Here is a 14,894-nt window from a genome sequence, read left to right on the forward strand (position 1 = left end):
GGCGTCCAGGGACGCCGCCGCACCGCTTGCCGCCCTCGGATGCCGATCCTTCACGCCCCGGGCCCGCCACGACCGCGCATGGGAACCATGCTCATGTGGTGACTTGAAGAAGTCTTCACATGATGGGCAGACGTGGCCCAGGGTCTTCGGCCGCGCTAGATCTCGATCGCCTCCTCCACCCGCTTGAGCTGATGGCGGGCCATCGCCAGGTTCGAGCGGGCCTTGTCCAGGACGAGGTACAGAAACAATCCGTTGCCGGTGCGACCGGTGACCAGGCGGATCAGGTGGTACTGGGAGTCCAGCGTGATCAGGATGTCCTCGATCCGGCGGTTGAGGCCCAGTTGCTCCATCGTGCGCACCTTGGCCCGGATCACGTCCGTGTTGCCGGCCGCCGCGACCGTCAGGTCCAGGTCCTTGCCCCCGCCCAGTGTGCCCAGCGCCATTCCGCTGGTGTAGTCGACGACGGCGGCTCCCAAAGAGCCCTCGACCCCGGCCATCATCTCCTTCAGGGCCACTTCCACACTCGCCACAACGCCTCCCCTTGCATGCCGTTGACTGCGGCGGACCGACGCTCCCGACCCGCCTCGGTCTCCGGACCGTACGCACGCCGTCCGCACACCACGGCCGAGTCTTTGAGACTGTCCTGTGCCGACCGGACAACGGCATGCCCGGACCGTTCGGCAGACCGGAAGTGCCGTGACCGGCCATGAAGTTGACGCCCCGCCCCGCTCGGCGGGCGTCGCCCGGCGAGCGGGGCGCCGGATCACAGAGGACGACGGTTCTGTCAGGGATCTGCCAGAGTTCGGTCGTGCGAGGTCGAGGCGGGTTTCCCGGGCGGAGAGAACACTTGGTCATAGATGTGAGCAGACGGGCGTATCGAGGGCAACGCTGGGCGGCGAGGGTGGCATTGGCCGCTGCCGCCCTCGCGGTCCTGGTGCCTCTCGGCTACGACGGCCTGGCCGGCGTGCTGCTTCTGGTGTGCGGCGCTGCCGGCCTGGCGGTCGCCTCGGCTGCGGCGTGGTGGACGCTGACCCTGCGGGGACCGTTGCGCTGGGCGGCGGGCGTGCTGGTCCTGGCCGTCCCCGCCGCGATCGTCGCCCTGTTCGCCGCCACCCTCCTCTGGGCCCTGCCGGTGTCCTTGGCGCTGTGGGGCGTTGCCGTGTGGAGCGGCCGGTATGCGTTGCGCGGCACCGGAAGCCATCGGGTGCGGAGCAAGGAGTACCGCACGCCCCCGCCGCAACGGCCGTTCCTGATCATGAATCCGCGGTCGGGCGGCGGCAAGGTGGACCGCTTCGGGCTCAAGGAGAAGGCCGAGCGGCTCGGCGCTCGAGTCGTCCTGCTGGACCCGGACGAACAACAGGACATCACGGCGCTGGCCCGGGCCGCCGTCGCGGAGGGTGCGGATCTGCTCGGTGCCGCGGGCGGCGACGGAACCCAGGCCCTGGTCGCGGCCGTCGCCGCCGAGCACGGCATACCGTTTCTCGTGATCAGCGCCGGCACCCGCAACCACTTCGCCCTGGACCTCGGTCTCGACCGCGACGACCCCGGCGCCTGCCTCGACGCGCTCAGCGACGGTGTCGAACTCCGCGTCGACCTCGGCTTCGCCGGTGACCATCCCTTCGTCAACAACGCCTCGTTTGGGGCCTATGCGGCGATCGTGCAGAGTCCCTCCTATCGCGGCGACAAGATCGGCACGAGCCTGGACCTGCTGCCCGACCTGCTCACCGGTCAGCAAGGCGCCCGGCTCACCGCAAAGGCGGGAGACACCACCCTCGACTCCCCCCAGGCGGTGCTGGTGAGCAACAACCCCTATCGGACCGGCGATCCCTTCGGGTTCGGCCGTCGTGACCGGCTCGACACCGGAGCACTGGGGGTCCTCGGCGTACGAGTGGACGGCGCGGCCGACGCCGCCGCGCTGCTGCTCGACCCGGAACCGGCCGCGCTCACCGTCCTGACCGTCCGCGAGGTCGTCGTCGAAGCCGACGCAGCGGAGGTGCAGGTGGGTCTCGACGGCGAGGCCCTCGTCCTTCCCTCACCGGTCCACTGCCGCATAGCGGCCGGCGCTCTCACCGTCCGCGTCCCTCGGAAGCGGCCGGGGGTGGTTCAACGTCAACCACGCCTGGACTGGCGCCGGTTGAGGAAGCTGGCGGCGACAGTCAGCCGTACGGCTGCCCCACGGCGTATGTGAGGGTCACCGCTGAGCCGGCAGAGCTGCCGGCTGCCGACTCGTACGTCCGCGGAAGTCGTGCGTCATGGCTCCGAGGTCTCGGATTCGAGTGAAGTTCGCGTCGCCGGCCCGTAGACGCCCGGCTCGTCCTCGACCACCACACGAGTCAACTGGTAGGCGCGGACCGCGTTCTCGACCTCACGGTCGTAGACGCCGTCGGCCTCTCCGGCGAAGAAGCCGGTCTGCCGCAGGCGGAGTTGGAGCTCGATCACCTCGGGTCCCCGGTCGCCGAGGCGGAGCACGGGGGCCTCCCCTTGCGAGGGGCTCGATGTAGGGCTGCCCGTGGCGGTGGCGCTGGACGAGGTCGGGCTGGGGGTGGTGCCGGTCGGAGGGAGGGGACCTGCGGTCGTGGTCGTGTCCGGTGAGGGAGTAGCGGACGGGGACGGTTGCGCCGAGGTCATCGACGCGGACGGGTCCGGGGACGAGGGATCGATGGCCGTGGACTGTTCGTCCGGCAGGCCCGCGCGCACGCCGCCGGACAAGGAGCCGTCCCGATCAGGACTGTCGTACCAGAAGAATCCGCCGACCAGGCATCCCGTCAGCAGGCCGGCCGCCGCGGCCCCCATCCCGGTGCCCAGCGCGATCCGACGCCTGCGCGGGGAGTTCTGGGTGTTGTCGTCCGAGCGAGGCACGTCCGGAGTATGGACGGGCAGTGAGATCGGGTCTTCCCGGCCTTGCCGGTCACCGGCCGGTTGGTCCGCGGGTTCCGTCTCGGATTCCTCCGACGTCGCGTAGACGTCAGGCGATGTGGTGTCGTCGCCTATCGCCACGAAGGGCCGTATCCGCACCGGATCGAAGTCCTCGGCAGCCTCGGCCTCTGCCATGCGGGTCGCACGATGGGCGTCGGCTGCGCGGCGAGCACAGGAACAGGCCAGGCTGCCGTCCGCGGGTCGAGGTGTACCGCACTCCGCGCAGGCGGGACCCGTCGGCTGACTCACACACGCTCCCTCTCCGTATGACCTCCATATTTTAGACATGAACAACACGCGTGAGCTCCGCAAGAAGTCCAAAAATGGAATCCACGTGTCCGGACCGTCGAGAATCGGCCGTGCGCGCTGTTGGGGCGGGTGAGGGCGCGTCAGCTGCCCGTTCAGACGAGCAGGTGTCCCCGGCCTGGCCTGGGAGGACTTGCGGATCCGCAGGATGCTCCAGTTGGCAGGCCGATTCCTCGCCATGCTCGAGCAAGCCCGCGAGGATCGTGGTCTGCCGGTTCCGAACACCCAGGGATCCGACCGGCTCGGCGCCAGGGCCGACAACTCAGAGGGAGCCGCACAGGATCCCGGTCAGCGAGTCGTCCGTGCCGACGAACGGACTCGGTGGCATCGCCCTTCGCGTCACACGCGTCGCGCCCAGGGGCGACCCGACCCCAGGGATCAAAGGGATTCCAGCCAGGCCGCCGTGTCATCGGGATGACCGAAGCGGAGGACGTCGAGATGGGCGAAGCGGGGGTCGCGGACGCGGCTTCCGATCTCGCGGCGGCGGGCCCCGTGTTGGGACCAGGCCCACCACGCCGGGTGTTCCCGGCTCAGCCAGCCGGTCCAGGTTTCCCTGTTCCCGCCGAAGAGGGCCTCGCGGGTGACGGTGCGCCGGATGGAGCGGCTCAGGACGCGGGGCATGATGACGTGTCTGGGGTAGTCCAGCCAGATCACGGTGTCGGCCCGGTCCCACAGCAGGTCACGGACGTCCGGGTACCCGACGGAGTCGACGATCCAGCGAGGCTCGGCGGTGAGCTTGGATACGTCTTCGGTCAGCTTGTCATTGACGGCCCAGTTGGGGCCGTTGAAGTACAGCGCGTCCATCTCGTGGTACGGCAGGACCAGACGACTGCCCAGGGTTTGGGCGAGCGTGGATTTACCCACACCGGTTACACCCGCCACCAAGATCCGTTCCACGGGTGCACTCTATGCCCGGCGCCCCGGCGCGGTCCCCCGACCTCCCTGCCCTGGGAGCACCTTGTTAGCGTCAGCCGCATGAACGGTTCCCAGCCCCCGGGCCAGAGCGCGCGATGAGCGTCGTCGAGTCCTGCCCGCTCGGCGCCGAGACCACGCTGGCCGAGCTCGCCCGGGATCCACATCCGCGCCTGGCACTGCTGCGGGCGAGGGAACCCGTGTCGTGGGTGCCCGAGTTGGGCGGCTGGCTGGTGACCCGGCGTGATCTCGCGTTGAGCGTGATGCGGGATGCCGAGACCTTCACCGTCGATGACCCCCGGTTCTCCACCGCGCAAGTGGTCGGCCCCAGCATGCTGTCCCTCGACGGTGACCGGCACGCCCGGCACCGCGAGCCCTTCATCGCGCCCTTCCGCCCCCGGGCCGTGCGTGAGGGCTTCGCCGCGTTCATCGAGCGGGAGACCGACACGCTCATCAGCGCCCTCGAACCGGCGGGAGCGGCCGAACTGCGGCGCTCCTTCGCCGGACCCCTCGCGGTCGCGGTGGTGACCGAGGCGCTGGGGCTGGCCGGCACCACCGTGGACACGGTGCTCTCCTGGTACGACGCCATCGTGCGGTCGGTCTCGGACATCACGGCTGGCCTGGAGGCGGGAGCGGCGGGCGTCACGGCGTACGCGCAGCTGCGCTCAGCGGTGGAAGCCACCGTCGCCGACCGGAACACGTCCTCCCTCCTCTCGGCAGCCGCCGGGCAGCTGACCGTGCCCGAGGTGGCGTCCAATGCCGCGGTGCTGATGTTCGGAGGCATCGAGACCACCGAGGCGATGATCACCAACGCGCTGTTGCACCTGCTGCGGCACCCCGACCAACTCGCCCTGGTCCGTGCCGACGCCGGTCTGCTGGACGGCGCGATCGAGGAATCCCTGCGCCTCGAACCCGGCGCGGCCGTCGTGGACCGCTACGCCACCCGCAACATCGTGCTCGGCCCGGCCACCATCCGCCGTGGTGACCTCGTCACCGTCTCCCTCACCGGTGCCAACCGCGACCCGGCCGTCTTTGCCGACCCCGACCGGTTCGACGTCCGCCGGGAGAACGCGCGTCTCCAACTGGCCTTCGCACACGGCCCGCACTACTGCCTCGCCGCCCACCTAGCGCGCCTGGAAACCCGTATCGCCCTCCAGCACCTGCTCCAACGCCTCCCCGAGCTGCGCCTCGACCCCGACCACACCGTGGCCCCGTACGGCCTGGTCTTCCGCAAGCCGACCGCGCTGCACGTGCGGTGGGGACGAGCGGCCTGAGCGGCCCGCACCGGGCTTTCGGGCGAGCAGGACGCAATACGGATCTGCCTCGCCGCGCCGCCTGAGCGCTCTGGTGGAAGTGCGGTGATGGACCTGCGGGCCGGTGGGGGCTGGTCGCGCAGTTCCCCGCGCCCCTGACGGGGCGCGGTCCGCACCGGACGTCCTATCGCGCGGTCTCCCGGCAGCCGGTCTCAGTTGACCGCGTGTCCGGGTAGCGGGCCTGTTCCACCGGGGTGAGGGTGCGGTCGACGGCCTCGCAGATGGTGCGGATCGCGTGGGTTACGTCGGGCAGGTCGACGTTCCACAGCCCGACGGAGCTGCCCGTGCCGATGGCCAGGGTCCGTCCGTCCGGGCTGAAGGTCACTGTTCCGGGCGAGCGGGCCGACAGGGTGGTTCGGTTCTGGCTGGTGGCGAGGTCCCACAGCTGGACTCCTCTTACGGTGCTCGCGGCCAGGGTGCGTGCATCGGGAGTGAAAGCCAGGGACGACACCTGGGCGCTGACGCTGAAGGCGTCTTCGAGCTGACCGGTGCGCGTGTCCCACGTCTTCACAAGGCCGCTGCTGCCGCTCGCGGTGGCCAGGGCGTGCCCGTCCGGGCTGAACGCGAGTGTCAGCAGGCTCCGGAGGCCCGGGTCGATGGTGCGCTCTGTGCGGCCGGTCGCGGCATCGAGCAGCGTGATCTGGTCGCCGCCCGTCTCGATGTCCACGACGGCGAGTGTGTGACCGTCCGGGGCGAATGCCATCGCCCTCACGGATCCGTCGGGGCTGGTGTGGACGGTGCGCAGTTCACCCGTGGACAGGTGCCAGATGCGCACCGACCCCTTCTCGCCGACGATGGCGAGCCGTGTCCCGTCGGGACTGAAGACCGCTGTGAGAATGCCGCCCACGTCACGGCTTTGGCGCAGGCTGCCCGTGGCGACATCCCGGACCTCGATGACCCTGCGGTTGACGGCCCCGGCGGTCAGGGCTCGCCCGGTCGGGCTGAATCCCACGGCCACGGGGCGGGAACCCGTGACGGGCGGTCGCTGTCCCCGAGGTGCCGGGTCCGTATTGGGTGCCCGGGTGGCTTCGAGTTCGCCGGTCCTGGCATCCCAGAGCTGTACCGACCCACGGCCGAGCGGCGGTTGCCGGACCGTGGTCACCGTACGTCCGTCGGGACTGAACTCCATGTCGGTGATGTACGTGCCGGATGGGCCGGACAGCGTGGTCCGCGGGTGATCAGCAAACAGGCGGTGCACGCGGATGGTGGGGCTCGTATTGCCGCTGGTGAACAGGGTGCGACCGTCCGCGCTGAGGGCCACGCTCCTGACTCCCCTTCCAGGGAGGCCGGCCGTGACGGTGGTCCGCGCCGTACCGGAGGCGGTGTCCCAGAGCCGCACCGTGTCTCCTGGGCCCGGGATGGCGAGGGTGCGCCCGTCGGCGGCGAAGGCCATCCCGTGCGACCCGGTGGGAGTGTCCTTGATGGTGCGCCGGACGATGCCGGTGGCCGTCTCCCGCAGTTGCACCGAACCGTCGGTGCGGACGACCGCGTACGTCTGACCGTCCGGGCTCAAGGCCGCCTCGCTGCCCCTGATGTGGCTGTCACGGGAGGTTCGGGTCCGGCCGGTCGTCAGGTCCCACACCCGCACCCCTCCAGTGGGGCTCACTGCGGCGACGGTGTGTCCGCCAGGGCCGAAGCCGACCGCCTGCGGGTCGGGGTGGTGGGTGAACCTGTGGCGTGTACGGCCGGTGGCCACGTCCCAGACCCGTACGGCGCTCGGGGAGGAGGCGGCCACGGCCCGACCGTCAGGACTGAAGGCCAACCCGCGAACCGAACCGTCGGGAACGGAAAGGGCCCTCATCTTCCTGCCGCCGGCCGGATCCCACAGGGTCACCTTCGTTCCGGTGCCACCGGAAGTGGCGACGGCCAGGATGCGTCCGTCAGGGCTGAACACCGCGGCCTGGCTGTCTTCGTTGCTGCTGGTGTGGCCGGTGAAGGTGTCTCGGAGTTGGCCTGCGGGAACGTTCCAGATCCGTATTTTGCCGTCTCTGCTGGAGGTGGCAAGTGTCTTTCCGTCCGGGCTGAGGGCGATGGCGTCCACGGGCTCGGTGCCACCGGTCAGGCGCTTGCGCAGGGGGAGCGCCGCGGCGGCGTAGAGGGCGGCGGTGGCTTCGCGGGTCGGGCTGGTTCGGTAGGCGTGCACGGCGAGCAGTGCGGCGAGGTCGGGGTCGGAGTCCAGCAACGCGCTGGACTGGGCGGCCAGTTGCCGGGACTGGGCCGTGTGCTGGGCGGTGACCGCGCTCTGCCACTGCCCCACGGCCAGGCCTGCGGCGACGAGGGCCAGGCACAGGGCGGCGGTGACCGCGGTGAGCACCAGCCGGTATCGGCGGCGGCCCTTCTGCTCATGGCCACGGCTGGCGTGAAGGAAGGCGTGTTCTACGTCGGTCAGGTCCTCGCGCGCTGTGCCACCGAAGTGTTCCAGGGCCGCGGTGAGCCTGCTGCCCCGGCTCAGGGCGCCCTTCTCGCGGCCCAAGTCCTGCCAGGCGTGGGCCGCTTCGGTCAGGTGCCGGTGCACACGCAGGCGTTCACGGTCCTCCTCGATCCACCCGCGCAGCCGGGGCCACGACGTGATCAGGGCCTCGTGGGCCATCTCGACCGTGTCGCCGTCCAGGGTGAGCAGCCGCGCCCCGGCGAGCGCCTCCACCACCGTGGCGGTGTCGTCCCGGCCGGTGCCGGGCAGTTCCGCGCGCTGGACCGGACAGCGGGTGTCGGGGGTGCCGTCACCGGGGGCGACCGTGCGCAGCAGTACCCGGCGGGCGGCGGTCGCCTGGCTTTCGGTGAACCGGTCGTAGATCTGCTCGGCGGTCTTGGCGATCGCCCCGTCCAGGCATCCGACCGCCTCGTACCCCGCCATGGTCAGCGTCTTGCCGCGGCGGCGGCGCCAGGTCTCCAGCAACGCGTGCGACAGCAGCGGCAACCCGCCCGGCGCGTCGGCGACCTCCTTGACCAGCCGCGCGGTGAGGGCGCGTTCCACGGTCAGCCCGGCGGCCGCGGCCGGCTTGACGACGGCGTCGCGCAGCTCCGTCTGACTCATCGCGCCGGCCAGCAGGTTGGCGTCGCGCAGTGCGTCGGCCAGGTCGCGGTGCTCGGCGCAGCGTCCGTAGAAGTCGCCGCGGACCGCCAAGAGCACCCGCAGGCGGCTGTCGGGGTGCCGGGCTGTCAGCAACAGGTCGATGAAGCGGGCGCGTTCGGCCATGTCGTGGCAGAGGGTGAAGACCTCCTCGAACTGGTCGACGATCACGAACGTATCCGCTTTCGCGCTGCCGTCGCTGGCCGATGCGGGGACGAGGAGGGGTGCGTGGCTGCGGGCGGGGTGTTCGCCAGGGGTCAGGATGCGGATCGCGGCCGGGCGCAGGTCCGGCTCCTGAGTGCGCCGGAGAGCGGGTATCAGGCCGGCCCGCAGCAGGGAGGACTTGCCGCTGCCAGAGGGGCCGAAGACCGCGGCGAACCGTCGGCCGCGCAGCAGCTCGACCAGGTCGGCGGTGAGCTGGTCCCGGCCGAAGAACAGGCCGCTGTCCCCGGTCTCGAACCGTGCCAGGCCCCGGTACGGCGTGAGTGATCCGTCGTCGTCCCCGTGGCCGTGACCGGACGACTCCTCCACCGCCTCCTTCCACCGGGTCTCCCATTCCGCCACGTCGCCGCCGCACGCCACCGCATAGGCCAGGGCCACCGGCAGCGTCGGCAACTGCTCGCCCGCCGCCGCCTGCGACAGCGTGGTCACCGAGTAGCCCGCCCGCCGCGCCAGCGCCCGGTAGGTGATCCCGTCCGCCTCCGCCCTCAGCTTGCGTAACTCGAACGCGAACCGCTGCACCGGACCCGCCGCCGGATCCAACGGCACCTCACGACGCCCCGCCACACCTTCACCCCGTTTTTCATTGTTCGGTCGCCAGAACGGTACTGCCGAACAATGCTCCGGCCGCTGGAGTCAGTGCTGTGAGCGGCGCGGGGGCAGTGCCCAAGAACCGACTCCGAGACGGCCGGTGAGGCGATCGCCGCGTGAGCCTCCGGACCAGGCTCGTGCCGCCTTTCGCCGCCGTACGACAAGCCCGACGCCCACCTCATCGAAGAGGACTTCGCCCACGCATGGAATCCCGACCCCTCGCCCCTGCCTCGCGATTACCGACCACCGTCAAGGCAGTCGGTCCGTCGCGGTTGGGCTGGCTGGACGCGTTGCGCGGCATCGCCGCACTCGTCGTCGTGTTCGACCACTCCTCGTACACCTTCATGGCCGACTTCCGGCGGGAGTTGATGCCGCAGTTCAACACGAGCCGCTACGCCATCATGGTGTTCTTCCTGGTCAGCGGTTACGTCATCCCCGCTTCGCTGGAACGCCGGGGCTGCGTCCGGACGTTCTGGGTCGGGCGGATCTTCCGTGTGTACCCGCTGGCGGCGGCTGTCATCACCATGCTCCTCGCCGCCAACTTCCTTGGCATCGCGGAGATCCGTGACTTCGACCGGCAGAGCGCCGCCACCGTGATCGTCGCCCACGCCACCATGCTCCAGGAGTTGCTGGGCACACCCAATCTCCTGCTCGTCCTGTGGACGCTCTCCTACGAGATGTCCTTCTACCTCCTCGTCGTCGCTCTGTTCACGGTCCGCCTCCATCAGCGGTCCGCGGCGATCGCAACCGTCCTGGCCGCGCTCGCCGCGATCAGCGTGACGGCAGGGGTGGTACTGCCGGCCTCTGCCCTGTCCGGCCTGGTCGGCACCGGTCCGCTGATCGCGTCAGCCGCAGTCGCCATGGCGGTCGCGATCAGCTGCGCGAGCGCCGGGTCACCCGTACTCCGGGGATTCGGGGGCGTGTTGGGCGGGCTGCTGGCGCTCGTGCTGGTCCTGTTCAACGGCACGGTCCCGCAGTGGGAGGGTCTGGTGATCCTCGCCGTGATGTTCCTCGGCACCGCCGTCTACCGTGCCGAGAACGGTCAGAGCACCTGGTCCGGTACGGCCGCTACCACTGTCGTCGTGGCCGCCTGTGCCGTGGGGAGCGCGTTCTGGTACGGCGACGGTGCCCACTTCGTACGGCGTGGCTGGATCGTCGCGTTCCTGATGGCCGTGCTCACCTTCGGCACCGGGCTGCTGTTGCGGCGCCGGCACATACCGCGGGTGCTGACCGGGCTGGGCACGATCAGTTACTCGGTCTATCTGGTGCATCCGGTGCTGCTGGCGGCGATCGACGGCACGATCGGCCGACGGCGCCAGGACAGTCTTCTGCTCGAAGTGGCGTTCTTCACCGTGCTGTTGCCGTTGTGCCTGCTGACCTACCGCTGCATCGAAGCGCCCGGCCAGAGGTGGGGCCGAAAGTCTTTGCGCGGGCCGCTCTCCGGATGATGGAGTGACACGGTGATCGACCACGGTGAGGCGGCGACGGTCCGACCATTGACCCTGGCCTGGGTGAGCCGGCAACTCGGCGCCGGCGAACGGATCGTCGGAACCGAGGTGCTGCACGGCGGGATCACCGCCGAAATGCGCCGGCTGACCATCGGCACGCGGGACGGAGCCACCCGCGACCTGGTCCTGCGAACCTTCGTCGACCCGTACTTCGTGGAACACGCCGAGGACCTGCTCAACCGCGAGGCCGACGTCCTCACCCGGCTCGCGGGGACCGGCGTGCCCGCTCCCGGACCGGTCGCGGCTGATCCGACCGCCACGCACTGCGAGTATCCGTCGCTCCTCATGACACATCTGGCGGGCCGGACCGTCCTCGCCGACGAGGGAGTGGAGGCACGGGTCCCCCTGCTGGCCCGTCAGCTCGTGGCGATCCACGCGTTGCGGCCCGCCGAACGCCCCCAGGAGTACAAGGCGTGGACGACCGCCGACGCCGTCGTCCCTCCGGACGGCGCCGATGCGGCGGCATGGGCCGCGGCGACCCGTGCGATCCGCGAGCCCGCGCCGCCCTATGAAGGGCGGTTCCTGCACCGGGACTTCCATCCCGGCAATGTGCTGTTCGACGTACCGCCGCCACCCGACCACCCGGCAAGCCTCCGGATCAGTGGCGTCGTCGACTGGGTGCAGACCTCCTGGGGCCCGGCGGACCTCGACGTGGCGCACTGCTCCACCAATCTCGCGCTGCTGCACGGCCCGGTGTGGGGTGCGCGGTTCGCCGAGGCGTACGAGGAGGCCGGCGGGGTGCTGGCCGCGACCCCGAGCGAGCGGTTGTACTGGCGGCTGCTGGACGCGCTGGCCTTCGCGCCGGGCGCCGAATCGGTCGGGCGGCCGTGGCGGGAGGCGGGGAGGACGGAGCTGACGACACGGGCCGTCGAGATGCGCCTCGATGCCTACGTCACCGCTCTGATGGACACGCTGGCCTGAGCTCGATCTGATGACCGCGCGAGGACGAGTCGTCAGCCGAAGAGGTGCCGGTGGTCTTGGCTCCATACCGACTTGCGTCCGAGATCCAGCAGGTAATCCCCGGCCACCCAGGTCGCCTGGGGTTCGTGCCCGGCTTCGGCCAGTAGGCGTACCCGTTCGATGGTGTCCTGCTGTTCGCGGATGACAGCGTCAACGACGCCGTCGGTAGAGGAAAGACCGTAGGCCGTGCAAAACACTTCCAGGCGTCGGCGGCGGTCGGGAGGCTGCGGGTAGTGCAGCCGGCGCGTGCACTCGGCGTCGTCCCGAAACGGGGCGACGTACTGCAATGCGTAGGCGATGTCGTGCAGCCGCGCTGCCGGGAGGCGTGAAGCTGGTGGTGGCGTCGTGGTAGTCGCGCAGCAGGCGGGCGAAGGCGGACAGGCCGTTGTCGTCCACGACTTTGGCCCACCCCGGCGGCCCCGACTCGCCGTCGATGTAGCTGAGGACCTCACGGCCTTCCTCGTCGAACCCCAGGACGCGCGGAGCACAGGGGAAGCCCACTGCCTCAAGATGCCGCAGCAGCGTGCGCACCGTCTCGGTCCAGGGCTGCACGGGGCGGCGCACTGTGTCGCCGATCCGCACGACCTGCCGGTGAGCGTGGTCCTGCAGCACATGCTCGTTCGTCACGACATGAGGCTGTCCGCGTCTCCGACGGGACGACTCGCGGACCTGCGCCCTGAGCCATGGGGCAACGCCGAGGTCACCGTTCCCGAATGCGCCACCACCACCAGCGCCCCGCCGTCCATTCGCTCATCCAACCGGGGTCCGGAACGGTACGCCGTTCGAACTCCACGTCGATCCGCTCCACCAAGCGGCCCAGATCTGCTCGGGCTCCTGCGGGCAGGTACAGCAGAGCCACTTCGAGATCGTCTCGGCCGTCCTCGATCTCGATGCCGGGGCTGTCGCCGGGACCGGACAGATATCGTCCCGGCTCTTTGAAGGCCCACTCGAACCGACTGAGGGCGACAGCGACTGCGTCGGGCCAGAGATGGGCGGCCTCAACGCGTCGTACCGCTGCCCGGGTTCGGGCTGATACGCCGGGGATCCGACGGACCGGAATGTGTTTCGGTGGCCGCCACCGCTCTGCGCGGACGGCCTTCGGGCGCCTACGCGGCATTGCCCTTTCTGATCAGAGTCATGTCCGCATTCTGCCACGGCCCACGCCTTCAGAGAGGGGCGAGGGGCCCGGCCCTCGCAGCCCGGAACAGCCCTGCCGTGTCGACGAGTTGGCCCAACGTACGGAAGCAGTGCTCCCCTTGGCATCAGGGACAAGCCCACGGGATGATCACCTCATGGCGGATGTGATCTTCTTCGATCTGGACGGCACCCTGGTCGATCATCGAAGCGCGGTCTGGGAAACGATCGGCCGGCTCGTCCGGGCCGCGCCGAACGCGACGGCTCCACCGGAGGAGCTGGCGGCGTCGTGGTGGACGCTGGAGGCACGCCACATGCGGGAATACCTTGCCGGTCAGTGCTCCTTCGCCGAGCACCACCGGCGCAGGGTCCGCTCCTTCCTGCCGATGCTCGGCGAGCCGGTTCCGGAGAGTCCCGGCCTGCTGGACGCCTGGATCTCCGAGCGTTACCTCACGGTGTTCGAGGAGGCGTGGCAGTGCTATCCCGATGTCCAGCCATGCCTGGAGACCCTGAAACAGCTCCCCGGGGGACCGCGTCTGGCTGTTCTCACCAACGGGGATCCCGACCAACAGCGCGCCAAGCTCGCCCGGTTCGGTCTCCTGGACTATTTCGAAGCCGTCCTGACCCCGACCGAGCTCGGTGCGGCCAAGCCTGTCGCCTACGCCGCCGCCTGCCGGTGGATGCGTACGGACCCCGTCCAGGCGGTCAACGTGGGCGACATGCTGGAAAGCGACGTGAACGCGGCCGCCCTCGCCGGACTCACCGGCGTCTGGCTGGACCGCGGCATCGACTTCGTCACCGGTGGACCGTCGCCGACGGCCGACGAGACGGTTCACCGCATCGAAAAGCTCACCGATCTCCCCGACCTCTTGACCCGTACGAACGCCTGACCGGCGCTCACGGCTGCCGCCGTGCCCCTGTCCGGGATGAGCCGAAAAACGTGCGGGGCCTGTCCGCATTTGCGGACAGGCCCCGTATTGAGCGCCGGGCAGGCCTTGCACCTGCATCTCCCCGCAGGAAGCGGGGCGTCTTTCCTTGGACCACCAACGCACTGCCTGTCGACCAGAGTTGTGGCGACCGGCTCGTGATCAACTCTATCGTATGTCCGGGGCGGTGTTCACCACGCGCCCCGAAACCGAAGTGCGTTCGGCCGCAGTGACGGCCGACGGCACCGACGAGCACTACGACGCCGAGGACCTCGCCGAGGAACTGGGCGATCCTCGCCTGGAGTTGTCCCAGGACTCGGTGGGAGTGTGGTCGCGCGGCGAACTGATCGGTTACGCCAAGGCGACGGGGCTGCCGGACGCGACCGACGGGTGCACGTCGAGGGGGCGGTACGCCCCGACGCACGCGGCCAGGGCGTGGGTGCCAACCTGGTGAGATGGCAGGTGGCCCAGGCGGCACAGCTGCATCGCGAGCGGTTTCCCGATCTGCCGGGCGAGGCACACATCCCGATCCACGCGCCGAACACCGCCAAACGGGGCCTGTATCAGGGAGCCGGGTTCCAGGCGCGACGCTGGTTCTTCGACATGCGTCGGCCGCTGGAGGCCGACGAGATCCCGGTGACGGCCCCGGCGGGCGGGCTGCGCGTCGTCCCCTTCACCGCGGCGTACGACGAGGCGACCCGGTTGGCGCACAACGAAGCGTTCCGCGACCACTGGGGTCACACCCCGAGCAGCGCGGACCATTGGCGTCACGGCACCACCGGCGCCCGGTCGTCGTTCCGGCCTGACATGTCGTTCCTGGCGCTGGACGGGGACGAGGTCGCCGGGTACCTGATCAGCCACGAGTACGACGCCGACACCGCGATGACCGGCATCCGCGAGTGCTGGATCGCCCGGCTCGGCACCCGCCCGCCCTGGCGTGGCAGCGGCGTGGCCACCGCGCTGCTCACCACCTGCCTGCGGGCCGGCCAGGAGCGAGGCTTTCACCGAGCCGGTCTGAATGTGGACAGCGCCAAGGCCA

At 70.2% G+C, this 14,894-nt stretch carries 11 protein-coding genes and 1 pseudogene; 7 read left to right on the forward strand and 5 right to left on the reverse strand.

The genetic code is table 11. The annotated features are described in order from the left end of the window. Positions 1–155: 155 nt before the first annotated feature. On the reverse strand, positions 156–530 hold the full coding sequence (locus QF037_RS04975; RefSeq protein ID WP_307022202.1) for a hypothetical protein: 375 nt from the start codon (positions 528–530) through the stop codon (positions 156–158). Between the two features lie 317 nt (positions 531–847). On the opposite strand from QF037_RS04975, the gene QF037_RS04980 reads away from it, so the two are divergent. Continuing rightward, positions 848–2,188, forward strand: coding sequence for a diacylglycerol/lipid kinase family protein (locus QF037_RS04980; RefSeq protein ID WP_307022204.1), 1,341 nt, complete (start codon positions 848–850; stop codon positions 2,186–2,188). A gap of 62 nt (positions 2,189–2,250) precedes the next feature. Here QF037_RS04980 and QF037_RS04985 read toward each other — a convergent pair whose 3' ends face one another. Together QF037_RS04985 and QF037_RS04990 are read right to left on the reverse strand one after the other, a co-directional pair. Beyond that, positions 2,251–3,051 carry a peptidoglycan-binding domain-containing protein gene (locus QF037_RS04985; RefSeq protein WP_307022206.1) on the reverse strand — a complete coding sequence of 267 codons (801 nt, stop codon included), beginning with the start codon at positions 3,049–3,051 and terminating at the stop codon, positions 2,251–2,253. Between the two features lie 549 nt (positions 3,052–3,600). Next, on the reverse strand, positions 3,601–4,119 hold the full coding sequence (locus tag QF037_RS04990) for an adenylate kinase (protein ID WP_307022207.1): 519 nt from the start codon (positions 4,117–4,119) through the stop codon (positions 3,601–3,603). Positions 4,120–4,232: 113 nt separating this feature from the next. Here QF037_RS04990 and QF037_RS04995 point away from each other — a divergent pair, with 113 nt between their 5' ends. Then, positions 4,233–5,408, forward strand: coding sequence for a cytochrome P450 (locus tag QF037_RS04995; protein WP_307022208.1), 1,176 nt, complete (start codon positions 4,233–4,235; stop codon positions 5,406–5,408). Positions 5,409–5,571: 163 nt separating this feature from the next. Here the strand turns inward: QF037_RS04995 and QF037_RS05000 are convergent, their stop codons facing one another. Beyond that, on the reverse strand, positions 5,572–9,303 hold the full coding sequence (locus QF037_RS05000; RefSeq protein WP_307022209.1) for an nSTAND1 domain-containing NTPase: 3,732 nt from the start codon (positions 9,301–9,303) through the stop codon (positions 5,572–5,574). Positions 9,304–9,530: 227 nt separating this feature from the next. Between QF037_RS05000 and QF037_RS05005 the strand changes: the two genes are divergently transcribed. Further along, positions 9,531–10,775: an acyltransferase family protein gene (locus tag QF037_RS05005; RefSeq protein ID WP_307022210.1), complete on the forward strand. Its 1,245-nt coding sequence runs from the start codon at positions 9,531–9,533 to the stop codon at positions 10,773–10,775. Between the two features lie 12 nt (positions 10,776–10,787). Beyond that, positions 10,788–11,756 (forward strand): phosphotransferase family protein, encoded by a 969-nt coding sequence (locus QF037_RS05010; RefSeq protein ID WP_307022211.1) that lies wholly within the window; start codon positions 10,788–10,790, stop codon positions 11,754–11,756. 32 nt (positions 11,757–11,788) lie between these two features. Here QF037_RS05010 and QF037_RS05015 read toward each other — a convergent pair whose 3' ends face one another. Continuing rightward, the gene (locus QF037_RS05015; RefSeq protein WP_307022212.1) at positions 11,789–12,082 is read right to left on the reverse strand and encodes a hypothetical protein; all 294 of its coding nucleotides are present in this window, start codon (positions 12,080–12,082) and stop codon (positions 11,789–11,791) included. 1,005 nt (positions 12,083–13,087) lie between these two features. Here QF037_RS05015 and QF037_RS05020 point away from each other — a divergent pair. From QF037_RS05020 to QF037_RS50890, 3 genes and pseudogenes are all read left to right on the forward strand, one after another. After that, positions 13,088–13,819, forward strand: a complete 732-nt coding sequence (locus QF037_RS05020; protein ID WP_307022214.1) for an HAD family hydrolase — start codon at positions 13,088–13,090, stop codon at positions 13,817–13,819. Positions 13,820–14,030: 211 nt separating this feature from the next. Next, complete coding sequence (locus QF037_RS05025; protein ID WP_307022216.1) at positions 14,031–14,309, forward strand: hypothetical protein; 279 nt, start codon at positions 14,031–14,033, stop codon at positions 14,307–14,309. Between the two features lie 149 nt (positions 14,310–14,458). Then, positions 14,459–14,872, forward strand: a pseudogene (locus tag QF037_RS50890) (GNAT family N-acetyltransferase); the annotation flags it as partial. Positions 14,873–14,894 lie beyond the last annotated feature (22 nt).

The organism is Streptomyces canus (assembly GCF_030815415.1).
In the GTDB taxonomy this organism is placed as follows: domain Bacteria; phylum Actinomycetota; class Actinomycetes; order Streptomycetales; family Streptomycetaceae; genus Streptomyces; species Streptomyces canus_F.

Coding starts and splice junctions, on each gene's coding strand:
- QF037_RS04985 (WP_307022206.1), bottom strand. CDS start 3,051: ATGGCAGAGGCCGAGGCTGCCGAGGACTTCGATCCGGTGCGGATACGG.
- QF037_RS04995 (WP_307022208.1), top strand. CDS start 4,233: ATGAGCGTCGTCGAGTCCTGCCCGCTCGGCGCCGAGACCACGCTGGCC.
- QF037_RS05005 (WP_307022210.1), top strand. CDS start 9,531: ATGGAATCCCGACCCCTCGCCCCTGCCTCGCGATTACCGACCACCGTC.
- QF037_RS05020 (WP_307022214.1), top strand. CDS start 13,088: ATGGCGGATGTGATCTTCTTCGATCTGGACGGCACCCTGGTCGATCAT.
- QF037_RS05025 (WP_307022216.1), top strand. CDS start 14,031: ATGTCCGGGGCGGTGTTCACCACGCGCCCCGAAACCGAAGTGCGTTCG.